This is a genomic window from Microcoleus sp. Pol11C2 (assembly GCF_036701505.1).
In the GTDB taxonomy this organism is placed as follows: domain Bacteria; phylum Cyanobacteriota; class Cyanobacteriia; order Cyanobacteriales; family Microcoleaceae; genus Microcoleus.
On sequence record NZ_JAUBQX010000001.1, the window covers coordinates 99,735 to 124,275 of the forward strand.

General features: G+C 45.9%; 27 protein-coding genes, 1 tRNA gene and 1 pseudogene. 19 read left to right on the plus strand and 10 right to left on the minus strand.

The genetic code is table 11. The features are described from left to right. Positions 1-31 precede the first annotated feature (31 nt). Both QUA42_RS00405 and QUA42_RS00410 read right to left on the minus strand, forming a co-directional pair. A complete protein-coding gene (locus tag QUA42_RS00405) occupies positions 32-139 on the minus strand; it encodes a DUF433 domain-containing protein (protein ID WP_333134125.1) in 108 nt (35 codons plus the stop codon). 239 nt (positions 140-378) lie between these two features. After that, complete coding sequence (locus tag QUA42_RS00410; RefSeq protein ID WP_333039185.1) at positions 379-1,041, minus strand: class I SAM-dependent methyltransferase; 663 nt, start codon at positions 1,039-1,041, stop codon at positions 379-381. Between the two features lie 185 nt (positions 1,042-1,226). On the opposite strand from QUA42_RS00410, the gene QUA42_RS00415 reads away from it, so the two are divergent. From QUA42_RS00415 to QUA42_RS00470, 13 genes are all read left to right on the plus strand, one after another. Beyond that, positions 1,227-1,406 (plus strand): hypothetical protein, encoded by a 180-nt coding sequence (locus QUA42_RS00415; RefSeq protein WP_333134127.1) that lies wholly within the window; start codon positions 1,227-1,229, stop codon positions 1,404-1,406. Positions 1,407-1,522: 116 nt separating this feature from the next. After that, positions 1,523-1,768 (plus strand): hypothetical protein, encoded by a 246-nt coding sequence (locus QUA42_RS00420; protein WP_333134128.1) that lies wholly within the window; start codon positions 1,523-1,525, stop codon positions 1,766-1,768. 9 nt (positions 1,769-1,777) lie between these two features. Then, on the plus strand, positions 1,778-2,008 hold the full coding sequence (locus QUA42_RS27625; RefSeq protein ID WP_445301275.1) for a hypothetical protein: 231 nt from the start codon (positions 1,778-1,780) through the stop codon (positions 2,006-2,008). Positions 2,009-2,289: 281 nt separating this feature from the next. Then, on the plus strand, positions 2,290-2,427 hold the full coding sequence (gene rpmH, locus QUA42_RS00425) for a 50S ribosomal protein L34 (RefSeq protein ID WP_006632320.1): 138 nt from the start codon (positions 2,290-2,292) through the stop codon (positions 2,425-2,427). A gap of 42 nt (positions 2,428-2,469) precedes the next feature. Further along, positions 2,470-2,874 carry a ribonuclease P protein component gene (rnpA, locus tag QUA42_RS00430; protein ID WP_333039176.1) on the plus strand — a complete coding sequence of 135 codons (405 nt, stop codon included), beginning with the start codon at positions 2,470-2,472 and terminating at the stop codon, positions 2,872-2,874. Next, positions 2,846-3,238: a PH domain-containing protein gene (locus QUA42_RS00435; protein ID WP_333134130.1), complete on the plus strand. Its 393-nt coding sequence runs from the start codon at positions 2,846-2,848 to the stop codon at positions 3,236-3,238. The genes rnpA and QUA42_RS00435 overlap by 29 nt, the downstream gene beginning before the upstream one ends. A 203-nt stretch (positions 3,239-3,441) precedes the next feature. After that, the gene (yidC, locus tag QUA42_RS00440) at positions 3,442-4,590 is read left to right on the plus strand and encodes a membrane protein insertase YidC (protein ID WP_333134132.1); all 1,149 of its coding nucleotides are present in this window, start codon (positions 3,442-3,444) and stop codon (positions 4,588-4,590) included. Between the two features lie 11 nt (positions 4,591-4,601). Next, a complete protein-coding gene (locus tag QUA42_RS00445) occupies positions 4,602-5,075 on the plus strand; it encodes a R3H domain-containing nucleic acid-binding protein (RefSeq protein ID WP_333134134.1) in 474 nt (157 codons plus the stop codon). Positions 5,076-5,172: 97 nt separating this feature from the next. Then, positions 5,173-5,685, plus strand: a complete 513-nt coding sequence (locus tag QUA42_RS00450; RefSeq protein WP_333073517.1) for a YceD family protein — start codon at positions 5,173-5,175, stop codon at positions 5,683-5,685. 18 nt (positions 5,686-5,703) lie between these two features. Then, positions 5,704-7,212 carry an AAA family ATPase gene (locus tag QUA42_RS00455; protein WP_333134136.1) on the plus strand — a complete coding sequence of 503 codons (1,509 nt, stop codon included), beginning with the start codon at positions 5,704-5,706 and terminating at the stop codon, positions 7,210-7,212. A 168-nt stretch (positions 7,213-7,380) separates the two neighbouring features. Further along, positions 7,381-7,842, plus strand: a complete 462-nt coding sequence (locus tag QUA42_RS00460) for an SH3 domain-containing protein (protein WP_333134138.1) — start codon at positions 7,381-7,383, stop codon at positions 7,840-7,842. A gap of 458 nt (positions 7,843-8,300) precedes the next feature. Beyond that, entirely contained in the window at positions 8,301-8,477 is a 177-nt protein-coding gene (locus QUA42_RS00465; RefSeq protein ID WP_333134140.1) for a hypothetical protein, read from the plus strand. A 530-nt stretch (positions 8,478-9,007) separates the two neighbouring features. Beyond that, positions 9,008-10,585 (plus strand): peptidoglycan-binding protein, encoded by a 1,578-nt coding sequence (locus QUA42_RS00470; protein ID WP_333134142.1) that lies wholly within the window; start codon positions 9,008-9,010, stop codon positions 10,583-10,585. Positions 10,586-10,764: 179 nt separating this feature from the next. On the opposite strand, the gene QUA42_RS00475 is transcribed toward QUA42_RS00470, so the two are convergent. The 4 genes and pseudogenes from QUA42_RS00475 to lipA form a co-directional block, all read right to left on the minus strand. Then, complete coding sequence (locus QUA42_RS00475; protein WP_333134144.1) at positions 10,765-11,292, minus strand: transcriptional repressor; 528 nt, start codon at positions 11,290-11,292, stop codon at positions 10,765-10,767. Positions 11,293-11,562: 270 nt separating this feature from the next. Continuing rightward, positions 11,563-12,828, minus strand: coding sequence for an RNA polymerase sigma factor SigC (gene sigC, locus QUA42_RS00480; RefSeq protein ID WP_333039158.1), 1,266 nt, complete (start codon positions 12,826-12,828; stop codon positions 11,563-11,565). A gap of 506 nt (positions 12,829-13,334) precedes the next feature. Further along, entirely contained in the window at positions 13,335-13,526 is a 192-nt protein-coding gene (locus QUA42_RS00485; RefSeq protein WP_333134146.1) for a hypothetical protein, read from the minus strand. An 87-nt stretch (positions 13,527-13,613) separates the two neighbouring features. Further along, a pseudogene (gene lipA, locus QUA42_RS00490) lies at positions 13,614-14,486 on the minus strand (lipoyl synthase); the annotation flags it as partial. A 94-nt stretch (positions 14,487-14,580) separates the two neighbouring features. On the opposite strand from lipA, the gene QUA42_RS00495 reads away from it, so the two are divergent. Further along, positions 14,581-14,654 (plus strand) — tRNA-Pro (locus QUA42_RS00495). A 478-nt stretch (positions 14,655-15,132) separates the two neighbouring features. After that, the gene (locus QUA42_RS00500) at positions 15,133-16,254 is read left to right on the plus strand and encodes an EAL domain-containing protein (protein WP_333134147.1); all 1,122 of its coding nucleotides are present in this window, start codon (positions 15,133-15,135) and stop codon (positions 16,252-16,254) included. A gap of 165 nt (positions 16,255-16,419) precedes the next feature. Here QUA42_RS00500 and QUA42_RS00505 read toward each other — a convergent pair whose 3' ends face one another. Further along, positions 16,420-17,295: an SDR family oxidoreductase gene (locus QUA42_RS00505; protein ID WP_333134150.1), complete on the minus strand. Its 876-nt coding sequence runs from the start codon at positions 17,293-17,295 to the stop codon at positions 16,420-16,422. Positions 17,296-17,337: 42 nt separating this feature from the next. Next, complete coding sequence (xth, locus tag QUA42_RS00510) at positions 17,338-18,123, minus strand: exodeoxyribonuclease III (RefSeq protein ID WP_333134152.1); 786 nt, start codon at positions 18,121-18,123, stop codon at positions 17,338-17,340. A gap of 416 nt (positions 18,124-18,539) precedes the next feature. Between xth and QUA42_RS00515 the strand changes: the two genes are divergently transcribed. From QUA42_RS00515 to QUA42_RS00530, 4 genes are read left to right on the plus strand one after another with little or no spacing between them, the layout of a single operon-like run. Then, a complete protein-coding gene (locus QUA42_RS00515; protein WP_333134154.1) occupies positions 18,540-19,280 on the plus strand; it encodes a TerB family tellurite resistance protein in 741 nt (246 codons plus the stop codon). Then, on the plus strand, positions 19,249-21,060 hold the full coding sequence (locus QUA42_RS00520; protein ID WP_333134156.1) for a GTPase: 1,812 nt from the start codon (positions 19,249-19,251) through the stop codon (positions 21,058-21,060). Before QUA42_RS00515 ends, QUA42_RS00520 begins: the two co-directional genes overlap by 32 nt. A 6-nt stretch (positions 21,061-21,066) precedes the next feature. Further along, entirely contained in the window at positions 21,067-22,821 is a 1,755-nt protein-coding gene (locus QUA42_RS00525) for a GTPase (protein WP_333134159.1), read from the plus strand. After that, complete coding sequence (locus tag QUA42_RS00530) at positions 22,818-22,949, plus strand: hypothetical protein (protein ID WP_333134160.1); 132 nt, start codon at positions 22,818-22,820, stop codon at positions 22,947-22,949. The genes QUA42_RS00525 and QUA42_RS00530 overlap by 4 nt, the downstream gene beginning before the upstream one ends. Here QUA42_RS00530 and QUA42_RS00535 read toward each other — a convergent pair. Then, complete coding sequence (locus QUA42_RS00535) at positions 22,942-23,700, minus strand: type II toxin-antitoxin system antitoxin SocA domain-containing protein (RefSeq protein ID WP_333134162.1); 759 nt, start codon at positions 23,698-23,700, stop codon at positions 22,942-22,944. The two genes, QUA42_RS00530 and QUA42_RS00535, sit on opposite strands and share 8 nt — an antisense overlap. 340 nt (positions 23,701-24,040) lie before the next feature. Continuing rightward, the gene (locus tag QUA42_RS00540) at positions 24,041-24,469 is read right to left on the minus strand and encodes a heavy metal-responsive transcriptional regulator (RefSeq protein ID WP_006632299.1); all 429 of its coding nucleotides are present in this window, start codon (positions 24,467-24,469) and stop codon (positions 24,041-24,043) included. Positions 24,470-24,541 lie beyond the last annotated feature (72 nt).

Consider the following 24,541-nt stretch of genomic DNA (forward strand, 5'->3'; position numbering starts at 1 on the left):
CTACTTTATGATTACTGATGAACTACAATACTCAGTATATGCTTTTCACTGGAGTCAGCCGCGCAGCAAATAGCAAAGCAGCTAGAATATCCTCATGTTCTAAATCGTCATAGTCATCTATAATTTCTTTAGCATTCATACCAGAACTGAGAAGTCAAAAATCAGTTTTAGTGGATATCACAGACGGCGAATACAGGGTTTTCCCTGACAGATATTTGGATCAAGTGTGATGCGCTGCCCAAGTTTTTTCCCCTATTTTAGGAACAAATATTAAATATATCCTAACCTAAAGAACATAGCTTTCGAGCGATTTGTAGTAAGGACTTTAGTGATTTCAATCTCCACCTAAAGTCCTAAAGTCCTTACTGCCAAAAAATCCTAACTTTGGCGGTAAGCAACTACCGCATAAAACGGATCGCCGCTTGGTATTCGCAGCATTTGCATAAAACTCGGCAAGTTAGGCTTGCGAACAATTACTTCCGGCTTGCTAAACCCGGGTATGTTCGCTCCTTTGACAGAATCAAAGTAACCCTTGACTAATTCTACCCGATCGCCCTCGGAACCTTCCCGCCAAGCCGCGATCGCCTTTTGATAAAACATCCGGTTGGAAAAGCTCATAATTGCTACGCCACCCGGCTTCAATATCCGGTGAATCTCGGCAAAAATCGCATCTGGGTGCTGCAAATACTGTACCGAAACGCAGTTGACAACGGCGTCAAACTCTGCATCCGGCAGTGGCAATTTGGGATTTGCGTTCAAATTCTGCACAAAATAATGATTTAGTCTGCGATTCTTTGCCAACTCGTCTTCATTCATGCCGTGCCCTTCAACATGGGCAAATTGCATCTCGTCGGGCAAGTGAGAAACCCAACTGCTCATCATATCAAATATCCGAGTATTCGGTTTCAGCCGTTCCCGATATAAATCGGTGAGTTGCTGAATGAATCCATCGTCTACGTGAGTCACAAACCGGGGAGCGGAATAGAACAAATTGTCGTCGGTGTCGTCTAACTTAGTGCGTTGGTCGGCTGGAAGCAACATAAATTCTGATCGCGAACTAGATTTACTCTTTCTAGTTTAAGAACAATAAGAATTGTTAACATATCCGGCAGAAGGCGGATTCCCGCTTTTAGCGTAGCAGTCGATCGCCAAAAAACCTGCTGGCACCCTTTGGGCTTACCGCTTTTCACTGGCTGGTACTGTGCTGCTTATAGCAAGAAGACGGTTTGCCGACTTCCAGCATTGGCGACAAACTGCAACAGGTAGGCGGGACGCTGAAAGGCGCGATCGATCGCATAGAAGAAAGAGGCCTAGTCCGCCGGGAGAGAGACACGCGCTATGGCCGGATTTGGCGCATTTGGCTGACTCCGGCAGGAAACTGCAAGACGTATTGCCCCCGCTGGTAGCTGAAATCCGAGATTGAGCTGTCGAGGGGATTTCAGAGGGCGATCGAGAACTCTTTTGCCCACTGATTGACTGGGCGATCGTCAATCTTTCCTAAACCGACAAATCAATCTTTTGAGTGAAGCGCAGCAGCCTCTACCTCCAGTACATAACAAATAACCGTAAAATACTAGGCATTCTTAAAAAAGCAATACAACTTTACTACACAAATATCAGCGCACCCGCCGGACAAATCGCCCGCAAATCCTTTGAATTCGGGCAGCGCGTGCAGCCGGCAACTCCGTTAATGGCGATGGTCAGTAACGATTTGTGGGTAGTTGCTAACTTCAAAGAAACGCAACTAGCAAACATGAAACCAGGTTAAAAATTAGAAATCAAATTAGATTCTTTTGGTAGTCGCAATTTTGAAGACCGTCTCGATAGTTTCTCCCCTGCTTCTAGCGATCAATTCTCCTTATTGCCTCCCGATAATGCTAGGGGTAACTTCACCAAAGTTGTGCAACGGGTTGCGGTAAAATTTGTGTTGGGTGCCGAAAGCATTAAAGGCTATGAATCACGGATTCCACCGGGGATTTCGGCTACAGTAAATGTTGAATTGAAATGAGGAAAGGCACGACACGGATACACGGATGAATTTAGGAGTCGGGGATTTGATTGGGTTCGGTTAAGGGCGATCGCTCTTGCAATATCATCTTAGAAAGTTAGGGATATGGTAGTGAGAACTAAACCGAAATCTCGTTCACCAGCTCGAACAGGGGTTGTTGCTTTGTGATGAGTGGCGATCGATTCAAATAGGAAAAATATTGCCAACAAAACAACTCTATGGTATACTAGAAGATTGTGAATATTAATCAAAAGTAAAGTAACAAGCCGGGAGAAATCAAAATGACACAGCAAACCCTGCACGGAACCAGCCGCAAAAGAAAAAGAACATCCGGTTTTCGCGCCAGAATGCGTACCGCAACTGGTCGATTGGTAATCAAAGCTCGCCGCAGCAAAGGTCGCCACCGCCTCGCAGTCTAGCACTGCATCAAGGTTGAGAGGCCTCAACGATCGCCCTACGCCATGTTGCCCGATACAAACCGACTTAAGCACCGAAAAGACTTCAGCGCCGTATACCGCAAGGGAATGCGCCGTAACTCGGCCCATTTCAGCTTAAGAGCTCTGCGTAAACCAAAAAGCGTCGAATTAAGCAAACCGACAGCCGAGAAATCCTTGCAGCCGACTCGCACAGGCATTTCTATCAGCCTGAAAGTCAGCAAACGCGCTGTAGTCCGCAACCGGATTAAGCGTCAGATTCGGGCAGCTTTGCGACAGCTATTGCCCCGATTAAAATTCGGGTGGGATTTAGTAATTGTCGTGCGTCCGATCGCACAAGAGTGCAATTATGCAGAAATTCTGCAAGAATTAGAGCAGTTGTTGGTAGAAGCCGAGGTACTAGATGGGAATTCGAGAGGAAGTATATTATGAAGGCGGCCCCGCGCCGGGAGACTTGATCCTCAATTTACTCCTGGGGCTGACAGTCGTCGGAATCCCCCTAGCAGTAGGAGCAATTGTCCGGGCTCTGTGGCTGCGGTATCGGATCACGAGCCGCCGAGTCTCCGTAACTAGCGGTTGGATGGGGGGCGAGCAGACAGACGTTATCTATTCAGATATAGTCAAAATCGTCACAGTACCACGCGGTTTTGGGACCTACGGAGACATGGTGCTCACCATGAAAAATGGCAGCCGCTTGGAACTCAGAGCTATGCCGAAATTTCGATCAATGTATGACTACATTAACGAAAAACTGCCCATAGCCGCTCAAAAAGCAAACGCGGCCGAAGCTAAATAACCGAACCGCTTCGCCCTCAAATTAGGGTAAAGTGAGTGCGAGTATTGGCAAACTCATTACAACAAACCCGCAGACCGGGCGGTCGATCGACGGGCAATGTCCTAAGATAGAGACAAAACCCTAAAAATTGAGGCGGCTCGCCTTCAGCGGGTAAAAATAGTTCTCAACAGCAAACATAGAGCACCTAAATTAACTCAAAGCGAATGGATTTCGGTATCTCGTTTCTCTCCAACAACCTCATGCTCCCGATCCTAGATTTTTTCTACGGGATCGTGCCAAGCTACGGTTTAGCGATCGTAGCACTGACGCTCGTGATTCGCTTTGCTCTTTATCCTCTCAACGCAGGCTCTCTTCGCAATATGCGGCGCATGAAAGTAGCGCAGCCGTTGATGAAAGAGCGAGTAGATCAAATTCAAAAACTCTATAAAGACAATCCTGCCAAACAGCAGGAGGAAATGAGCAAAGTATACAAAGAATTTGGCAATCCTCTAGCAGGATGCTTTCCGTTGGTGCTGCAAATGCCAGTGCTGTTTGCACTGTTTGCAACGCTCCGGGGTTCGCCGTTTTCTGACATAAATTACAGCGTTAACGTTCAAGTTTTGCCCAAAGAACAAATCGAAAATGTTCAACCGCAAGCTTTTGCTACACCGCCACAAAATATTTACGTCACAGGTACTTTTCATGCTCCTGTTGTGGGGGTAATTCCAGGCGGCGACAAACTCGCAGTCGGCGACACAACCAAGATTAATTTTCAAACCCCAGAGGGCAAACCTCTCAAAGTTTTAGCTGCAGAAAATAAGAGCGAAATCGACTTTGAACCAGGCTGGAAAGTCATCAAAGGCGAAGATCTGATCAAGGTAGATGAACAGGGAAACATCACGGCATTAGCGCCCGGTGAAGCCACAGTTCAAGGCACAATCCCCGGATTGGCTAGTAACAAAGGATTCCTGTTTATTGAGGCTCTAGGCCGCGTTGGCGCGATTGACTCAGACGGTACAATCCACTGGGATATTTTGGTAATGATCCTGGGCTTCGGCATTAGTTTGTACATCAACCAAACCCTTTCAGGACAAGCACAAGGGCCAAACGACAACCCCCAACAGGCTACAGTCAACAAACTGACGCCAGTCATATTTTCAGGGATGTTTTTGTTCTTCCCGCTGCCCGCCGGCGTGTTGATGTATATGCTGATTGCTAACATCTTTCAAACAGTTCAATCGTTTATTTTGTCGCGAGAACCGCTGCCGGAAAACCTCCAAAAAATAGTGGACGAAGCAGAGGCGAAAACCCAAAAAGAACAAGGATTAGATGCACTTCCCTTTGAGCCCAAGCGTTCTAAGAAAAAGGCTTGATTTTAACAACAATGAAAGACTCTCAAATGCAGCGCGGACAGGCATGGTTAGAAGAATTGCTACAACTGTCCGCAATTCCTTCACAAGTGGTATGCGAACACCAAAAAGATTGCTATTGGATGACAATAGATGAAAGCAATCTGACTCCAGAACAAGTTGCAATCTTAGTCGGACCAAACGGTAATGTAATAGATGCCATTCAGTACCTCTGCAACACGGTTCAGAATATAGGTCAGGAAGTAGAGGAGTCAATTCCTTATACAGTTGAACTAAATGGCTATCGCATCCGCCGCCAAGAGGAATTGCGATCGATGGCAGAGTACGCAGCAGATCAAGCCCGATCGACGGGAGTTGAAGTTGAAATAAAATCGCTGTCTTCGGCAGAACGCCGTCAAGTCCACAGCTTTTTGAGCGAATGTGAGGATATAGAAACTTACAGTCAAGGGCAAGAACCCGATCGCCGTTTGGTAGTGCGGCTGCGCTGACGCGAAAGAAGGAAGAAGGAAGAAGGAAGAAGGAAGAAGTTAAAAATTAACTATTCCTTTTGACCTTTGAATTCAAGAAGTAGGAAGGCAAAAGATTATGGAGACAATTTATATCCCTCATCTACTCACAAAAAGTGAGCGAAAAGAGGTAATTGATTTTGAAGAATTTATCCCCGATTTAGAAACTCTTACTCCGGTGCGAGGACGACTGCAAGTTACTCACCAAGGAAATTATCTTGAGGTGAAGGCGAAAGCAGAAACAATAGTTACTCTCACCTGCCACAGATGCTTGAAACAATACAATCATCGTTTGGCACTAAACTCATCGGAACTAATCTGGCTAGAAGAAACAGCAAATCAAACAGATTCAAGTTCAGCAGAAATAGAAGTTGCTTTAGAAGATTTGGTGGAAAATTTGTCCCCAGGTGGCTATTTCTCTCCGCGCGATTGGGTGTACGAGCAAATGTGTTTAGAACTGCCGCACAAACAGATATGCGATACTGAATGTCCGGGAATTTCTTTAACTGATGATGCAAATACAGAAAGCTCAGAAACAGTCTCAGACAGTCGGTGGGCGTCTCTGGAAGCACTTAAACGGCAATTGCCTTAGTCAGTTGACTAATAACTAATGACTATTTTTAGCGACGAGTTTGAACTACTGCTGCGATCGCGCTACCCCCTAATTTACATTCCCACACGGGAGGAAGAGCGCGTAGAAGCGGCGATCGCCCAATCCGCCAAAAAACAAGGTTCTCGCGCCGTCTACATCTGGGATTTTGTAGATGGCTACCAAGGCAATCCCAACGATACCGGTTTTGGCAAGCGCAATCCGCTGCAAGCTTTGGAATTTATCGAAAAATTACCCGCCACCGCGCCGGCAATTTTTATTCTGCGCGACTTTCAGCGGTTTTTGGAAGATGTCTCGATTTCCCGCAAGCTGCGGAATTTGGCGAGACTCCTCAAATCAGTACCCAAAAATATTGTCATCGTATCTCCTCTAATTTCGATCCCGGAAGACCTCAGCGAAGTGATAACTGTTTTGGAGTTTCCCCTGCCTGCGGCGGCGGAAATCAAAATTGAGGTAGAAAGGCTGTTAGGCGCTACCGGACAAGCTATTGAAGGGCGTTTGCTGGACGAAACAGTGCGCTCATGTCAAGGGCTCTCGCTCGAACGAATCCGCCGAGTTTTGGCAAAGGCGATCGCCACCAGAGGCGAACTCCATCCCGACGACGCGGAACTGATTTTAGAAGAAAAGCGCCAAACAATTCGCCAAACTCAAATTCTGGATTTTTACCCAGCCCGCGAAAATATCTCCGATATCGGCGGTTTGGACAATCTCAAGGAATGGCTGCTGCGACGCGGCGGTGCTTTTACCGAACGAGCCCGCCAATACGGTTTGCCACATCCCAGAGGTTTGTTGTTAGTTGGAATTCAAGGAACCGGAAAATCCTTAACAGCAAAGGCGATCGCCCACCACTGGCATTTGCCTTTACTGCGCTTGGATGTCGGGCGCTTGTTTGCCGGATTAGTCGGGGAATCAGAATCCCGCACCAGGCAAATGATTCAGCTAGCCGAAGCTTTGGCCCCCTGCGTGCTGTGGATTGACGAGATTGACAAAGCTTTTGCGGGATTAGACGGTAAAGGGGATTCCGGGACAACCAGCCGCGTGTTCGGGACTTTTATTACTTGGTTGGCCGAAAAAACTTCCCCGGTGTTTGTGGTAGCAACAGCCAACAACATCCAGTCTTTGCCGCCAGAAATGCTGAGAAAAGGCAGGTTTGACGAAATATTTTTTGTGGGTTTGCCCAGCCAGGAGGAACGGCGGGCGATTTTTGAGGTACATTTGTTGCGGTTGCGATCGCACAGCATCAAAAATTACGATTTAGAGCGCTTGGCTTACGAAACTCCCGATTTTTCAGGGGCCGAAATCGAGCAAACTTTGATTGAAGCAATGCACATTGGGTTTAGCCAAAATCGAGACTTTACGACAGATGATATTTTAGAATCAGCTAGTCAGATGGTGCCTTTAGCCAGAACGGCTCAAGAACAAATCCAGTTTCTCCAAGATTGGGCCGCTGCGGGGAAAGCTCGCCTTGCTTCTAGATACGGCAGTTTGAGCCGCCGGATTCAGGGGTAAGCTTTTGAAGTCAGTAGTCAGTAGTTAGTAGCCAGTTGTCAGTTGGCAGTTACCAGATTTTACTCAACATTCAGCAGTCAACACTCAACAGTCAACCTTCTTCCCTCTCCCTTCTTCCCTTTTCCTTCTTCCTTCTTCCTTCTTCCTTCTTCCTTCATTTGCGGTTTTATGAACACTGTATATAGCGTTTTCAAATTTTTAGTAGGTTTTCTGCTCGCGATCGTCCTGATGGCAGGTGCTAGCGTGGCGGCTGCACTTTACTTTGCCGCTAAGCTAACTACTGTGCCCGAAAAACCTGTTTTTCCCAACGACAAAACAGCAGTTCAGGTTGCAGGCGCTGCGCCGAAGTCAACAGCCCAGGCTAGCCCTGTTTCTACATCTAGCGATGCCCCCTCTCCCAAACCGCTGGAACCGGGAGCTTACCGCGCGATGGTGACTCAGCCGATCGGCTTAATTCTCCGGGATACAGGTAGTCGAGACTCGAACCGCATTGGCGGTGTTGGTTACAAGGAAAGAGTCGTAGTTTTGGAAGAGTCGCCCGACAAAGAGTGGCAGCGAATTCGGATTGAGGATGGCAATCGCGAAGGTTGGGTCAAAGGTGGCAATACTGAAAGAATTGAGGGCGAATAAAACTTAGATAGTAATTAGACAACAAATATACTCATCTCATTGTCAGGGCAGCGAAGCAATCGCAGTGTGAAAATTGTTCACCAACGCCGGGTTTTTTCCTGTCTATTGTTACCCAGAGCAAGATACACATTTATCCCAAAAAGTCAAGTTAAATTTATTTACGATATTTGAGATTGCAGTTTGATGTGCTGAGAGTGCGGGTGCGATCGCCCCTGCAAAATCCTGAATTTGACATAAAAGCCAAGCAGACAAAAGGTTTCAAAAGTTAAAACTCAACAGAAAAACTCGAAAATACATAATCCCAACTTATGTTATTCAGGAGAGTATGTTAAGAAAATTAGCAAAATTTTAAGGTTAGTTGCAAAACCCAGGCGGTTGTCACCGCCGCAGAGGCAAGAGTGGTAGCTTGGATTACAAGATGTAAGTTTTCAGCTTAACAGCTACCAACAATAAAAAATATGTACAACAAACGTCCCGATCGAGATTTGGCTACTGCTGCTGTTACTGCGGCTTTGGGAGCTGGGGTCGTTACCTCTTTTGCGGTGAGCAGAGGGCAAAACCCGCTGGTAGCCATCGCAATTACTATTTTTGCAGCGGGAGTAGCTGTAATTTGCGATCGGTTCGACTTAATTTAAGCGATCGTCGATTTTTTAATAAAAAGTCAACTTATCAAAAAATCCCTGCCCTATTTGCAACTAGCAAAAGTGGGGATTTTTAGTGGGTAGTTTTTTGGTTAATCAGCGGTACTTTTCTAGACGCACTCGCCACATGAAGAAGCCGCGTTTCTTAACAAAAAACCTGCGATTTCAGACTCTTTACCCGACAAGAAATTAAGGTGATGACAACCGGCGCGCAAGTCTTGTGGTAATTTCAGCGGCAGCCAGATAAAATATTAGCCAGCACTACCTGACAACTTATTCTCTTTTGGTCTTAAAGGCTAAGACTATACCTGCAAACTTTTTTGCTGAGTCTCGCGTCTCTAGAAGCAGCGATGCTATCTTGGTTATTACCTGTAATTATTTTTGACGGTATTTTTTTGAGAAAAACGGGTGCTTCGCGCTTTTCAAGTAGAACTTAGCGTTGGTAGAATCCAAGCCAAGCGTGCCAAAAATGATTTTTGGCAGTTTGCTAACACAACCCACCCACAATTTCACACTAAAAAATTATGGAATCTCTTGCTTACCTCGAACTTGCTCTTATTTGCGAAGCACCCGCAGAGTCGAAAATTTTTGATCAGCCCAAGTGGCAAAACCTATCGAGTCAGACTTACGTCCGTTTGCTGTCTCTGGCTTTGATGGTGTCGGTTTTGAGTGCAGCCGGTTCGGCTTTTGCTCAAATAGATCCGGGATATCCAAATTTGCGCTCTGTTCAAGACAGGTTGCGGGAACTCGGCTATTTTCCCAGATCTTCGACAGGTCAACTCGGCCCGGTTACTCAACAAGCTCTGACTAACTTTCAGCGAGACTATCAACTGTCGCTGACTGGTAGGCCGGATCGAGCTACTGTGATAGCACTCAACAGTTTGGCCGGGGATGACGATCGACCTTTTAATACTATTTATACAAATTATCGGGAGCTGCGTTTTGGAGACGCGGGTGCAGGTGTTTCTGCTCTCCAGCGCAGGTTGAAGCAGCTAGGCTACTTCAGCGCGCATCCCACAGGGAGTTTTCGTGAAGTTACTCTCAATGCGGTTAGATACTTCCAGCGAATTAATCGACTGCGGGTGACTGGAGTTGCCGATAGGCAAACTTTAGCTTTGCTGTTTGGTTCCACCCGCCCGGTTCCCCCCGTTACGCTTCCAGGGAATATTTCGGGAAATGGCGGTTGCAAGGGGCTGCGGTTCGGGGACAGAGGGGCGACGGTAGACTTGATCCAGCGACAATTAAAAGCTTTGGGCTATTTTGAAGGTGGCGTTGACGGTAAGTTTCGGGAACGCACTCTCTACGCTGTGACTCGTTTTCAGCAAGATTACAATCTGGTTTCTGACGGCTGTGCTGACACTGCTACTTTGACAGCTATCGATGCCCAGATGAGGCAAGCGGAAATTACCTCATGGACTGAGGAAGATGACCAACAGATTAATGGCGGAGATTTTCTAGAGTTGGGGGACAGAGGCCGACAAGTAGAATTTGTACAGCGGCGGCTGCAAGAATTGGGTTATTACAGGAGCCAGATTCACGGTTGGTTCGATCGACCAACTCAGGCAGCTTTGATCCGCTTTCAGAGAGATAGCGGGCTGTTCGGGACTGGAAGGGTCGATCGCAGCACTCGATCGGCTTTGCGGCAAGGTAACAGGCAAGCAGCAGCGCCTGTGCCACAAATCGCTGCTGGTCTGCGACGGGGCGATACTGGGCCTGCTGTCCGACAACTTCAGTCTTCGCTCAGAAGTCTGGGCAAAAACCCCGGTCCGGTGAACGGAGTATTTGGAGCCGAGACCGAGTTTGCGGTGCTGTCGTTTCAGCAAGAACGCAATTTGTCACCGGCGACGGGTATTGCCACTCCGGCGACTTTGGCTGCGCTCCAAAACGGATTAGCTGGCCGGATAGCTGTTCCTGCTGTTCCAATTAGCAGCAGTTTCAACTCTCGCTCGAGCATTCAGCAATTACAAAGGCGGCTGCAAGACCTCGGCTTTTACACAGGCTCGATCAGCGGAGTTTTCGATGGTTCCACGAGAGACGCCCTCGATCGAGCTCAGCGCAGTTACGGGGTCAGCAGCGACGATTTGTTGAGCCAAACTTTTTAGCCCCAGGCTTGCGGACGCTACATCAAATAAATCGGGTTTCTCGTTTCCGACTCATTCCTGAAATGATGTATTTTTTCTTAAGAAACCCGGTTTCTGCGTAACTGCGATCGCACTTGGGCTACCAATTTTTGTTAAAACTTGTAACAAGCCGTACTTGAAAATGCGAAAATAGTGTACTATCACTCGATTGAATCCGGGGCGCTGCTGCCGTGGTGGGCGATCGACCTCGGACAAGACCAATTGCTGGAAACCAAAGACGGCCATCCCATCCGCAAAGCTTCGTGGCACACCGTATGAATGGTTAGCTGGCAGTCTAGCAGGTGCAACCCAGACTTTTCAGCTTGCTTCAGGCCAATTTTCAAAATCGAATCGTTGTTAAATTCGATCGTTCTGTTGCACTGAACGCAGACTAGGTGGTGGTGGTGGTGCGGGTAAGGCTGGTTTATTTCATAGTGTTTGTGACCTTCTGCTAGTTCGAGTTCGCGGAGGAGGCTCATCCTTGCCATTAACTTTAAAGTTCGGTAAATGGTGGACAAGCTAATGTTTTCTCCGCGATTTTTTAACAAAGTGTACAAATCCTCCGCACTCAGGTGATTGCCTTTGGGGAGGTTCTGAAACACGTGCAAGATGGTTTCCCGTTGGGGAGTCATCCGCCAGCCTTTGTCATTGAGTTCGGATTTGAATGAGGACGCGGTGTAAAGTGCCATAGTGACCCTCTCAAGAAAGTCTGCCTATTGACAATAATACACAACGATCGAGATATTTTGCAAATATCGCAGCTTATTGAAAAAAGATTGAGGAAAAAATTTGGTTTTTGATATTTTTTGACTTTTAACAAGCTTTATGACTTGCTGCAGAGGACAGAGAAGTTGTTTAGAAGTAAATATTGTTACTTCTGCCGAATGCCTCATGCCTTCTGCACAAGTGCCAAATGCCTTGCTCCCTGATTAATAATCGCGCTAACTGACGGCCCAAATTTAAGTCAGAGACTCCAGATAGTCGCGGACGCGGTTGCGACGCTTAGGTTGGCGGAGTTTTTGCAAAGCTTTGGCTTCAATTTGGCGAACCCGCTCGCGGGACAAGTCGAGGGCACGACCGATTTCTGCCAGCGAATAGGGGTGTCCGTCACCCAAACCAAAGCGCATCAGAATTACATCTCGCTCGCGGCTGGTCAAATCTGCCAGCAGTTGCTGCAAGTCGCGGTGCAGAGCTTCTCGCATCAGCATTTCTTCTGGGGAGATGCTGTCGGTTTCAAGCAAGTCGCCCAACTCTGTATCTTTTTCGTTGCCCACTTTAGTTTCCAAAGAAACAGAACGGGGGACTCGCAGTAAAACTTCTCGGACTTGGGGCGCCGTCATTTCCAACTCGACAGCGATGTCTTCGATCGTAGCTGTCCGACCTTTTTCTTGAGAAATTTTGCGCTGGGCTTTCTTGATTTTGTTAAGTTTTTCGGTGATGTGGACGGGGAGGCGAATGGTGCGGCTTTGAGTGGCGATAGCCCGCGTAATTCCCTGCCGAATCCACCAGTACGCATAGGTGCTAAACCGATAGCCCCGCGTCGGGTCAAACTTTTCTACAGCTCGCTCCAGTCCCAGAGTACCTTCTTGTATTAAGTCGAGCAATTCTAAACCGCGATTTTGATATTTTTTCGCCACCGAAACCACCAGGCGCAGGTTCGCCTTAATCATGTGGTCTTTAGCTTCGACGCCTTCAGCTTGAATTCTTTCGATCGTCTCGACCGTCATCTCGGCTAACTCGGCCCACTGGCGCTTGCCTTCGGACATAATTCGCTTGAGTTCTGGCACGTCACTGACACCGGCGGTTAATGCCCAGCGTTCCAGCGAAGGTTTATGTCCCAACTGTGCGGCTAACCGATCGCGCACTTCAATTAAATGCACGAAGCGCCCAATTAGCCCTTCTTCTTGAGAGGCGACGGTGTTGCGTAATTCCAGCAATTTGATATAGCGCTGAACTTTTTGAGCTTCCGAGACTTCTTCGTCTCTACCCAAGAGACGCACCCGACCTATTTCTTGGAGGTACAGACGGACTAAATCTGTAGTGCGACGGTTGGCATTTTTTTGCAATTTGGCTGCTGGGTCTGCATCTTCTGTCTCTGCTGGGTCTTGGTCAAGCAGTTCGTCTCCAGCTTCTTCAGCATCTTCATCCAACACATCACCTTGCAAGGGATTGACTCGCAGTTGTTCGTCGAATTCAGCTTCAGCGTAAAAAGAGGTGGCTGGCATAGTGATTTTCTCAGTGGCTCCGGTGAAAAGATGCTACGCTTAGCGGTTATTTATAATTAAGATGCCCACTTGGTTAAGACGAAGCATCACCGCTTTGTGTTTCTTTAGTAACTTTCCTGACTTTTCTGCTGTTGTTCGATCGAACTTTTGCTGCCCCACTTGTTTTACCAAGATTCTGGAAAACGCTAAGAACTTTCTGATGTAACAGGTTGAAGGCCAGAAAAGTGTGTTGTACTTCTTTGTTTATGTAGCTAGTATAGATAGTGACTGGCTAGAAACAAGTGACGTTAGTCAGAAGTTAAGTTAATCTTCATCACCAATAACCTGGTTCCCGATCACTTCGGAAAATTAGCCATTTTTTTAATAAAACTTTATATAACTCGGCGCTGTTGATTAAATACGCGGCAGTGAGCGCAGAAGTTTAATCCATTATAGAATATGGGTTTCAGAGTGGCTAGAGTCCCCAGTACCGAGTTATTGGCTGACGCAAAAACCGGGTTTCTTCCTCAAATTTCTGGATTAAAACCTAGAAGTTTGAGGAAGAAACCCGGTTTCTGGATGTCTTTTGCGTAAGTCGCGACTTGGAGGCGACGATCGACCGATAATTGTTTTGCTGTTGGCTGCTGCTTCCGGCTTAAAATCACGCCCCGAACACCAGCATCTGAAACCGGGTTTTTTGCCCAGGGCTTTGATATCAAGCGCAAGTTTTTCGTCGCTGTTACCCGGTTGATCGGGTTTTAGTGAGAATGGTGCGATCGGGCGCGAGTCAACTCCAATTAAAATTGCTAGCGTGGGTAAAGTTTCATCAGTTCCCTCACCTGTTCGGCGTGATAGGAACTGCGAGTTAAGGGAGAAGCGACAACTTGCAAGAATCCCAAAGATTCGCCAAACTTTCTCCAAGCATCAAACTGTTCTGGAGGCACAAAGTTTTCTACGTTCAAGTGCTTTTGAGTCGGTTGCAGGTACTGTCCAACTGTTAAAATATCGCAGCCGACAGCCCGTAAGTCCTGCATCGCCTCCCGAATTTCGCTGTCTGTTTCTCCCAGTCCCACCATGATGCCGGATTTGGTGTAAACCCCAGGTGCGAGTTCGCGGCTTCGCTGCAATAGTTCCAAGGTGCGATCGTACTTTCCTTGCGGCCGCACCTTGCGGTAAAGTCGCTTTACAGTTTCGGTATTGTGGTTGAGTACCTCTGGCCGGGCTGCGAGAATGATTTCTAAAGCATCCCAGTTGCCGCACAAGTCGGGAATCAAAACTTCTATAGTTGTATCGGGCATCGTCGATCGCACTGCTTGAATGCACTCGACAAACTGAGACGCGCCCCCATCCGGCAAATCGTCCCGGTTGACAGAGGTAATCACGACGTGGTTGAGTTTGAGCCGCTGCACCGCTTGCGCCAATCTTTGGGGTTCCGTCGGATCTAATGGTTGGGGCTTTTTCTCAAAATCGATGTCGCAGTAAGGACAGGCGCGGGTACAAGCCGGGCCCATAATCAAAAATGTCGCTGTACCTGCGTTGAAGCATTCGCCGATGTTCGGACACGACGCCTCCTCGCAAACCGTATTCAGGGATAAATCCCGCAAAATTTCTTTGACGTTGCCGACGCGCTCCCACTGGGGGGCTTTAACTCGCAACCACTGGGGCTTAACTGTCACGCCTGTCTCCGCCTGAGTAGTGTTTTACAAATCATTATATAGGAGGTTGCTAAATTTTAACTTTAATGTGATAAGCTTAAAATATAGTGACTAATTTCGGGATGTAGCGCAGCTTGGTAGCGCACCTCGTTCGGGACGAGGGGGTCGCAGGTTCAAATCCTGTCATCCCGATTATAAAATTAAATTGGATATTCCGCAGCAACTGAGTTTGTTTTGGACGATCGTCCGGGTGTGTATATTTGTGGTACGCATAAATTAGTCGATGGGGCGATTCCCTACGGGATAGCTGCGCTTCACGGGGGTGTTAATTTGCATTTGCTAAAAAATTAACTGTAGCGACTGTTTTGGCAAAGGGAATTAGACAATAAGGCGTAAAGAATTACAGCAGCAGTAAAGATTAGCCAACAAGTCTTTGCCTTCTCCCTCTGTGATGATTGGGGACTGTGTTTAATCACACGTAATTGCTCAAAGCTGAGAACTTTTACCAAGGTTTGAAACCGGAGGCAAGTATAAATACTGCTATAATTTTTAAATAGAATTTAATCAAAATTTACATCTTCAGATAGATGTATTAAAAGGTGAATGAGCTTATAATAAAATTTAATTGTTAGCGTGTCTAAAATTAACCCAAAAACCGGAGGATATTCCAATGCAAAGAAGTGGCAAAGCCTTCGGCTCCTGCTCTCGCTGTGAAACAGTACCCGCAAAAATAGAGGGCAGCGGAGGTCTCTACCTGTGGTTCCCAGTATCGCACACGCTGACAAAGGTTATTTCTGCACTCACCAAGGCTGAACTTGAATTCCGGCTGTTAGAAGAGAGCAAGTGTTTGTACGTTATCCTTGAGGGAATAGCCAAAGAAAAGTTTAACGCCCTAGCATCATCGGCGCTGACAAATCAAGAGTTGAAAGAGACAAAAGTTTTGTGGATGCGCGAAGTTGAACAGCCGAAACTTAGCGATTTTTATCGCAGCACTTCTTTAGACTCTTTTATTAATTTGAGTAACTCTGATTGGCTGTTAGATTTATTGTCCGAAGAACGCATTACTACACATTTTCAGCCCATTGTTTATACCTCAGATACTTCTAAAATTTTTGCCCACGAAGCGCTGCTCCGAGGAATTGACGAGCAAGGAAACTTAATTTATCCGGGTCGGATTTTTTCCCAAGCAGAATCAGCAGGCCTAATTTTTCAACTAGATGTTTTAGCCCGGACTCGCGCTATCTGCGAAGCCCATATTTACGATATTAAAGAACTACTTTTTATTAATTTTTCTGCCACTTCAGTTTACGATCCCGCTACGTGCCTGCGAAGAACAGTACAGGCTATTGATGAAGCGGGAATTCCTCACAGCAATATTGTTTTTGAAGTAGCGGAATCTCAGCACCCTCCTGATATCGATCACTTGATTAATATTCTGAGGTTTTACCGAGAGGCGGGATTTTTAATTGCCCTGGACGATTTTGGCAGCGGTTCTTCTAATTTAAATTTGATGCACCAACTGCGTCCAGATTTTATTAAGTTGGATATGCAATTGATTCGCAACGTCCATCAAGATTATTATAAGGCACTCATTACGGAAAAGATGTTAGAAATTGCTGCTCAATTAGAAATTAAAACTGTTGCTGAAGGTGTGGAAACTTTGGAGGAGTTTGAGTGGGTGCGGGAACGGGGAGCAACTTTGGTTCAAGGTTATTTGATTGCTAAGCCGACTTCTCCGCCGATCGCAGTTACCAGCTATATTGGTGCTGAACCACTACCTATTTCTGCTTAAATGGTTTTCAGTTGCGATTTGGCGCTACATTTGCTCGTTCCCAGCCCGAGCCTGAGGACGCATATAGGAAGGCTCTGCCTCCTTTAAAATGAGACAAGAGTTTGGAGGCAGAGCCTCCGGATATTCATTACCAGGCTATGCCTGCTAACGAGAATAACTAGCATTTTAAACGCTCAAATTGCGCCGCATAAAGCTTTCTAAGGATTCCATTCTGATGCCGTAGATTGATTCCAAGTTTTGCACTTCTTGGGGAGTGCAGAAATACTCGTTACCCAGCAATACGCGCAAAGTTCCTAAGTCTTTTTGAGCTTGAGGATTCAATAACCCCAACGCATTTCTCAAACCGTCAAACACAAGCAGTGGCGGGTTGATTACCATCGGTTCGCGATTGAATAAGCGTGCAAAAATGCGGGGAATGTCATCCCTTGTCAGCACATCCGGGCCACCGACTCGCAGAATTTGGTTGCGGGCGCCTTCTACTGTTGGCGAGTCTGCGGCAATCTTTGCTAAGTCGTCGGTACTGACAACAGATGTGCGGTTTTTGCCGTCGCCAATCAGCAGGTAAAGTCCGGTTTCTCGAAATCTTTCTGCTAGCGGTAACAAGCTGGAAGCAAAACCGGCAGGCCGCAAGATTGTATAATTCAATCCGCTGTTTTGCAGGTATTTTTCAACTTCTCTCTTGGCTTTGAATACTGCGGAATCTTCGTATCCTCGATCGACTCCCAGTACCGAAACAAAGACAAAGTGCAGCACTCCGGCTTCTTTGGCGCAGTCGATCAATTCTATGTTAGCGCGGTAGTGTACTGCTTGAACGTCGCCGCCGGTGCCGTGGCTGCTGATGATGTACTGCACTCCTTGGCAGGCTTTTTTAATATCTTTGTCTTGTTTCAAGTCGCCGATAAAAATCTCGGCGCCTCGGTTTTCTAGTTCTGAGTAGCGAGATGCGAGGCGAACGAATGCGCGGACAGGCTTTTCTTGCTGTCTGATTTCTCGTACAATTCGGCGGCCTAGTGCGCCTGTTGCTCCGGTTACTAAGAACATGATTTTTAATTGTTGGTTGTTATTAACCTTATAACTGATAAATCAAATTTCGACAATTACGGGGGCGTGGTCGCTGGGTTTGATTAATTTTCTGGGAGCAACATCTATTGTACAGTTTTTTGCTTGTTCGTACAGGGGAGGGCTGAGATAATGGTGGTCGATTCTCCAGCCGTTGTTGCGGGGAAATGCGGCAGCGCGGTAGTCCCACCAGCTATAATGGCCGCCTTCTGAGGTGAATTTGCGAAAGGGGTCGTTTAATCCTAATTCTATGATTTCTGTGAGTGCGAGGCGCTCGGCTACTGATAGGCCGACGGAGTTAGCATTGGCTTTGGGATTGTGGATATCTCGATCGTCCGGGACGATGTTGAAGTCGCCGCAAATGCACAAGTTGGGGGATTTATCTAGTGCTATTTTGAGGTATTCTTGCAGCAGTTTGAGCCACTTTAGCTTGTACTCATATTTCTCGCTGCCAACTTCGGAACCGTTGGGAACGTATACGCAAATAATGCAAATATCGTCTATAACCCCGGCTATTAGGCGTTTTTGTTCGTCAAAAATACCTGCGGTTTCGTCGCCGAGAAGGGGGGCAAACCCGCTGCTGATTTCCGACATGGGCGATCGGCTAAAAATGGCAACGCCGTTGTAGGATTTTTGGCCGGAAATGTAGCAGTTGTAGCCGAGGTTGGTGAAGGGTTCTAGGGGGAAGTCTTTGTCTATGACTTTGGTTTCTTGGAGGCAGAGAACGTCTGGGGAGTTTGTTTGCAACCAGCTAGTAACGTGTTCTAAGCGGGTGCGGATTGAGTTGACGTTCCAGGTGGCGATTTTCATTTTTTGTTTGTTATATACTCTCTGATTACTGGCCCGATCGTAAAGTGCGATCGCCCGTTTTGTTTGACTGTTTCAACTAATGACCGTCGTCCTAAAGATTGCATGACTTTCAAGAGTTCTGGCGGTGATAGTTGCAGGTTTTCTGGTATTTTTGAGATGTCGGCTGGTTCGGGGGTAGTGGCTAGCCATGCGATCGCGTGTTGTTCGGATGCGGTTAGGCGATCGCACTGCTGGTGCAGCAGAGATTCTAAGTCACCTAAGAATAGGGTATCATACGAGAGGAATTAGGAAACGCTACCGCTGAATAAGTCTTGAATCTATGACTTTTTCGATAGCAACCAGCTAAATGTGAATTTTTATGGTCGAGCTGGGATGTAAAAACCTACTAAATATGACTTTATATTGAATAAGTTAAGATGGCTGACATAACTTCAAGAACCACCGAACACCTAGACTACCCATTCCTATTAGTCACACACATGGTCTGTGCGGATCAGCAGATTCATAGTGAAGAGTCGAAAGCACTACGCGAACTAGCAATGCAGATCAGCGCTTCTCAAGGCACTCTAGCTGAGATGGAAAAAATTCTGGCTCAAGATGAAAACCACCTTTCTGTCGAAGATTTAGCTCGGAAAGTGTCGCCCGGTGAGCAAAGTGAGGCCATGTCCCAAATGTTGGCGATCGCCTATGTTGACGGTTTCTGTTCAGCATTAGAACGCCAGATGGCGGAACAAGTAGCACGGATTTGGAACTGGCCAACGGGAGAAGTACAGCGACAGCTTGCAGAAGTTGGAGCCTTTAGTGATACTCGATTTATAGGCGAAGCCAATCAGCAAGAGAAACTCTCTATCGGTGCGCGTTTCCTTAAAGGGGCTGATTCTCTCCTTTCACGCGCATTAGTGGATAATGTAGCCAAACTCACTGGGAGTGAGCAAAAAGTTGAGCAAATACGACGGGAAATCCTGTTAACTGGGCCAGAATATGATGAGGCGATTCGTCAGTGTGCAGTCATCGCGGATGAAGATTACAAATTTGCAAAAAGGGCACTTAAAAGCACTGTATCAGCACTTAACAATTTGGACAAAAATATTCAAGTTGCTATCGAAGACATCAAACATAAAACAGGTGGTAAAGGTCAAGCTACCACAGACAGCTAAGGAAGTCGCCAAGCAACTTGAGGATACTAGAAATGATCTAAGTGCCGAAATTATCAAAGAAATTGAGAGTGTACGGGAATCACTTCGTGCCAAGGAACGCGCTCTCAATCATTTCAGCATCACCTTTATGGGCAGAACTAAGGCAGGAAAAAGCACTCTTCACGCCATCGTTACCGATGATGGATGGGATGCGATCGGTGTAGGCAAGCAGCGCACAACTCGGTTGAATCGGGTGTATGAGTGGAAGAATATTCGGATCATTGATACTCCTGGGATTGGCGCTCCGGGTGGCAAAAGTGATGAAGAAATTGCTAAAAGTATTATCGACGAGTCAGATGTGATTTGTTATGTGGTGACAAATGACAGTATCCAAGAGAGTGAGTTTGGTTTCTTGCGGCTATTAAAGGAAAAAGCCAAGCCATTAATTATTTTACTGAATGTCAAGAACAACCTGCGCGATCCTCGACGGTTGGAGCATTTCTTACAGAACCCTGATAAACTGTTTGAAAGGGATGGTCAAAGCGGTATTGGTGGGCACATTCAACGTATCCGCCGTTACGCTAAACAGCATTATGCTAATGACTACTTCGATATTATTCCTGTGATGTTGCTGGCGGCGCAGCTTTCCCGCGAACCAGAACACGTCAAGAAGAAACAGGAGCTTTTTAAGGCAAGTCAGATGCAGAATTTTCTGGAGTCAATCCGTGTATCTCTGGTTAATCATGGGGCAATTCGTCGCTCTCAAACTCTGCTTGGTTCTACCGTAGGTGCAATTGATCATCCTAATAAATGGGTGAATCAACAAGCTTTAATCTATGAAAAATTGACCGAGACGCTGAAAAATAAGCGCGAGGGAATCCAAAAGGATATCCGAAAAGCAGCTAAGGATTCCCAAGACTCTTTACTGCAACAAATCGATAGGATTTTTCAAGATGCTATAGAAGCCGTTCCATCTTTTGCAGAAGACCATTATAACTGTAACGAAGTTACTATGAAGCTGGAATGGGAAAAAAAATTAAAAGCACTTCGATGTGAAGACCGATTAAACATAGCTTATCAAGAGGCCAGCAAAAAATTCAATAAGGAAGTCCAGGAAGTTCTTGAGGAAATAGGGAATGAATTACAGCTAATGTCTCAGATTGGCAGCAATGATTTTAGCTTTACTGAGCAGGATTCAAACAATTTTCGAGACTTGGTACGAATCGGTGCGGGCATTCTAGGGATAGCAGGAACTATTATAGCGTTTTTCGCCCCTCCTGTTGCAATCGCTATCGGGATTTTAACTGCTGTGGTTAGCGGGCTTAGCGGAATGTTAAAATCCAAAAATGAAAAGCGACGCGAAGCTGTTCTAAATATTTCAACTTCATTGGAAACTCAACTCAACACTCAGAGGCAAAAGACTCTACAGCAGGCTAAGGGGGACTTTGGTAAGTATTCTGATTCCGTAACCACGAACATCAACATTTATTTTGAAGAATTGATTGCAGGGCTAGAAGCGATCGCCACTGAGCTTGAAAAAGCAAAAATCAATTTATCCCATAACGCTAAATATCTTAATCGTGCTTATGCTAAACGAATTATTGATTGGTCTATTGAACAATACGAACCCTTAACTGTTCAAGGTATCAACAAAACGATTGCTAAAGTCAAAAGAGATTTCGGACGTAGCATGAAGATTGTAACACAATCTAAAGTTCAACGACTAAAATCACTAGAGGATATAAAACACATCCTTCAAGAGGATATTTACTTTAGCCTCAAATCTCCCAAAAAGGACTAAACTACCATGACTCAGAACAACCCTAACTTTAAAGCTGCCGATGTCGGTGCTTATTTCAAGAAAACGCTAGTAAAATTTGACAATTTGCTGGCTCAGGGAAACACAGCCGAACTAAAAGCGATTCGCAAAAAAGTGCGGGATGAGTTAAAAGAGTATCGAGAACAGGGAATTCTCGGTGTAGCTTTTGTGGGGCAGTACAGTGCAGGCAAATCAACTATTATCTCTGGCATGACAGGACGGCGCGATATCCGTATTGATGCGGATATTGCTACTGATAAAACTACCAATTATGACTGGAAGGGCATCAAGCTAATTGATACGCCTGGACTTTTTACAGACCGCCAAGATCACGATGAGATTACTTATGAGGCGATCAACAAATCAGACTTGCTGGTTTTCTGCCTCACCTATATGCTCTTTGACTCACTGACAGCAGAGAATTTCAAGAAGTTAGCCTATGAAAAAGGTTATCGCTGGAAAATGATGTTAGTCATCAACAAAATGTCTGATGAAGCAGGAGAAGAAGAGCAAAAAATTGTCAACTACCGCACAAGTCTTGCCGATGCACTGAAGCCTTACAGTCTTGATGAATTTCTTATCTGCTTTATCGATGCCAAAGACTACTGTGAAGGCATTGATGCTAACGATGATTTTCTGACAGAAATCAGCCGATTTCCAACTTTTATCGATGCTCTAAATCAGTTTGTAGAGCGTCGTGGCTCCCTTGCTCGTTTTGATACACCAGTCCGAATTGCCCTAAGCTGTGTTGATGATGCTCAGTTGAGCTTTACTCGCAATTCCAGCGAAGATTCTACTTTTTTTGAAGTGCTAACACGGTTATCTCGTACAGTGCGAAAGGAGCGAGATCGTCTGCGAATTAAGGTTAAAAATATAGCCCTGGAGATGTCTTCAGGCGTTGCTAGCGAAGGCAACACTCTTGCCGCAGCAGTAGGTAGCGAGCAGAATTTTGAAAGCCTTAATAAACAAGCTGAATTGAATGTGAAGAAACACTCTGAAAAAGCAGAAAGAAAACTGCAAGAAGCTGTTAATGTAGCAGTTGAGGAGATCCAGCAGGAGGTTGAAAAAGTGCTAGAAGGTGATCTAGTCAAGAGTTTTGTTGCTTGCCTAGAGAAAAATCCAAATATATCAGCCGAAAATCCTGGTTCTGGTATGGATGTGGAGCGAATTAAAAGCCAAGTTGATTGGCTTGGAAGGATCGGTGAGACAGCCGGAGCGAACCTAACGACTTTGGCAACTAGGGGTTTTGCAAATACCGCTCGACAAGGCTTTCTACGTTCTATGGATGTAGCAGGAAGCGGTCTACATCAAGGTGTTTTAGCGGTGGGAAAATTGGTTGGCTTTAAGTTTAAACCTTGGCAGGCGGTTGGTCTTGCAAAAAACATCGGCAATGCTGCTAAATTCCTGGGGCCTGCTGTAGCACTTGTTTCGGTAGGAGTAGATATTTTACAAATGCGACAAGAACATGAGCGAGAAAGGCAAATGTCTGATGTCCGTCGTGATATTAGCAGTCAGTTTCAATCAATAGCAAAAGACTTGGAAAATCAAATTGAAATACAGCTTTTTGAATTTGAGCAACAGGTTTACGGAGAGATTGAGAAGCAAATTGCAGCCGCTCGCCAGAAGGAAGAGGAAGTGATTTTTGCTTCTAATACTTGGGTAAAACAATTGGCAGAAATCCGTAAGGATTTTGACCTGATTATCCAGTCCATCACGAAGGCAGCAGCTAACCCGAATACTTGAATCTGAAAAAGAGCGATCGCGCCTCTTCTGGCACTTTCTGCAAAAGCGCGATCGCCGTTACATCCCAACTTGTCAAAAAGCGCGTGAAGCGCAGCTATCCCGTAGGAAATCGCTCTTATATTATTTAGAGAAAAAACGACCCGAATAATATTTCTTCATCGATTCCTGAGAAATAATCCCATGACAAGATTCGTCTCTCGGCAAATCCCCTCTCGCTTCCAGCCAAGGTTTTTCACTGCAAATCATTCGTTCCAAAGTTTCATCATCATACTCAAAATATGCCTCCGCAACTTCTTCGATAAATTGCCCAACTTTTTGGGGAAGTTTTGGTTGTTCGATGTTCTCTGTAATTGGTTCCCAACTAAATTGGCATTGATACTTCTCTAATAAATCAGGAATCACTGGCCCGTGAATCCCGGCTTGAAAATCTGCATCAAATAGTGGCTTGCCGTAAACTCCTAAATACCAAGCTTGAGCGTAATACATGAGTTTTTGTAGCTTGTAGACGTTGATTGCTACATTAGTTTGCGCGGCTAACCAAAGGAAAGCATTTGCAATATCTCGATAGCTCAGTTTTGCTGGATTAGTTGGAACCGCAACAACTTTCAGTTTGCCTTCGCCTATCTGTTCCAATAGTTCATAAACTGACAAGTTAAATTCTCCGGCAATTTGCTCAACTCTTTGCCATACCAGAGAACTTACAGTTATTTGATATTCATTTGTTATTGAGTTAGCTTGAGTCATGGCAGTCCTTAAAGCTGACTTAAATAATTGTAGCAAACAGTGCGGAATAATAATGACGTAAAGGCGATCGCCCTTACATCCCAATTTGTCAAAAAGCCCGTAGGTGTAACCATCCGCAGTCAATGGGCACAGCATCCCTATGTCTGTAGCAAATTCCCATCAGTCAAAAGTTGACACTACGAAATATCAGTCTAAAAAATACTTGACAGTGAAAATCTAGCGGTGTAGTATATAAGTAGTGCATACAATAAAAAACATGAGACTAAAAAGTTGGGAGTCTCCTCGCAGCGAGGGTAGAAACTCCAAAGGTAAAGGCGGCTCAGCCAGGGCTCGGCAACTCAAAAAGCAACAGCAAACTCTGCGAAAACAGTTAAAAGCTCAACACGATCGACAAAACCACCAACAAAACCACCAACAAAACCATCAAGGGAAGGAAACCGATAATTCCTTCCCTTTTTTTGTATCTTTCCGCGGCTCAATCCCGCTGAATGTTCGGACAAATCGTGCGAGTAATGCTCGCCTGCGAAGGTTGCTCTTGCCAGCAGTTGAGAATGCCTTGCAACTCCCTCTTCAAAGTTTCTAAGGCTGCAATTTGCACGGAAATTTCCTCTACCTTAGCCGTGAGATGCTGCTTCGCTTCAGAGCAAGGCAACTCTCCCCGATCGCGAACTTGTAAAATATCCTTAATCTCCTGAAGGCTCAAACCCAGAGTCTGAGATCGTTTAATAAACGCCAACCTGTTAAATACCGTTTCGCCAAACAAGCGATAACCAGCGGGCGATCGCTTTACTGCAGGAGACAGCAAGCCCATCTCCTCATAGTAACGAACAGTTTTCACCGACAAACCACTACAGGCAGCTACAGAGCCAATTTTGTACAGTTTCTCGGCAACAGAAATATTCATACACCAAGCATCCAAGATCGAAAGACTTTCTTGCCCTCTCTTTTAGTGCCTCAGATTCAGGGAGTCGATCGG

Bases quoted from the DNA above. Each gene is read 5' to 3' on its own strand.
- QUA42_RS00465 (WP_333134140.1), top strand. From the start codon at position 8,301: ATGTACAACAAACGTCCCGATCGAGATTTGGCTACTGCTGCTGTTACT.
- QUA42_RS00475 (WP_333134144.1), bottom strand. From the start codon at position 11,292: ATGGCACTTTACACCGCGTCCTCATTCAAATCCGAACTCAATGACAAA.
- yidC (WP_333134132.1), top strand. From the start codon at position 3,442: ATGGATTTCGGTATCTCGTTTCTCTCCAACAACCTCATGCTCCCGATC.
- QUA42_RS00450 (WP_333073517.1), top strand. From the start codon at position 5,173: ATGGAGACAATTTATATCCCTCATCTACTCACAAAAAGTGAGCGAAAA.
- xth (WP_333134152.1), bottom strand. From the start codon at position 18,123: ATGAAAATCGCCACCTGGAACGTCAACTCAATCCGCACCCGCTTAGAA.
- QUA42_RS00435 (WP_333134130.1), top strand. From the start codon at position 2,846: ATGGGAATTCGAGAGGAAGTATATTATGAAGGCGGCCCCGCGCCGGGA.
- QUA42_RS00470 (WP_333134142.1), top strand. From the start codon at position 9,008: ATGGAATCTCTTGCTTACCTCGAACTTGCTCTTATTTGCGAAGCACCC.
- rnpA (WP_333039176.1), top strand. From the start codon at position 2,470: ATGTTGCCCGATACAAACCGACTTAAGCACCGAAAAGACTTCAGCGCC.
- sigC (WP_333039158.1), bottom strand. From the start codon at position 12,828: ATGCCAGCCACCTCTTTTTACGCTGAAGCTGAATTCGACGAACAACTG.
- QUA42_RS00525 (WP_333134159.1), top strand. From the start codon at position 21,067: ATGACTCAGAACAACCCTAACTTTAAAGCTGCCGATGTCGGTGCTTAT.
- QUA42_RS00405 (WP_333134125.1), bottom strand. From the start codon at position 139: ATGAATGCTAAAGAAATTATAGATGACTATGACGATTTAGAACATGAG.
- QUA42_RS00410 (WP_333039185.1), bottom strand. From the start codon at position 1,041: ATGTTGCTTCCAGCCGACCAACGCACTAAGTTAGACGACACCGACGAC.
- QUA42_RS00500 (WP_333134147.1), top strand. From the start codon at position 15,133: ATGCAAAGAAGTGGCAAAGCCTTCGGCTCCTGCTCTCGCTGTGAAACA.
- QUA42_RS00455 (WP_333134136.1), top strand. From the start codon at position 5,704: ATGACTATTTTTAGCGACGAGTTTGAACTACTGCTGCGATCGCGCTAC.
- QUA42_RS00445 (WP_333134134.1), top strand. From the start codon at position 4,602: ATGAAAGACTCTCAAATGCAGCGCGGACAGGCATGGTTAGAAGAATTG.
- rpmH (WP_006632320.1), top strand. From the start codon at position 2,290: ATGACACAGCAAACCCTGCACGGAACCAGCCGCAAAAGAAAAAGAACA.
- QUA42_RS00515 (WP_333134154.1), top strand. From the start codon at position 18,540: ATGGCTGACATAACTTCAAGAACCACCGAACACCTAGACTACCCATTC.
- QUA42_RS00540 (WP_006632299.1), bottom strand. From the start codon at position 24,469: ATGAATATTTCTGTTGCCGAGAAACTGTACAAAATTGGCTCTGTAGCT.
- QUA42_RS00460 (WP_333134138.1), top strand. From the start codon at position 7,381: ATGAACACTGTATATAGCGTTTTCAAATTTTTAGTAGGTTTTCTGCTC.
- QUA42_RS00505 (WP_333134150.1), bottom strand. From the start codon at position 17,295: ATGTTCTTAGTAACCGGAGCAACAGGCGCACTAGGCCGCCGAATTGTA.
- QUA42_RS00535 (WP_333134162.1), bottom strand. From the start codon at position 23,700: ATGCTGTGCCCATTGACTGCGGATGGTTACACCTACGGGCTTTTTGAC.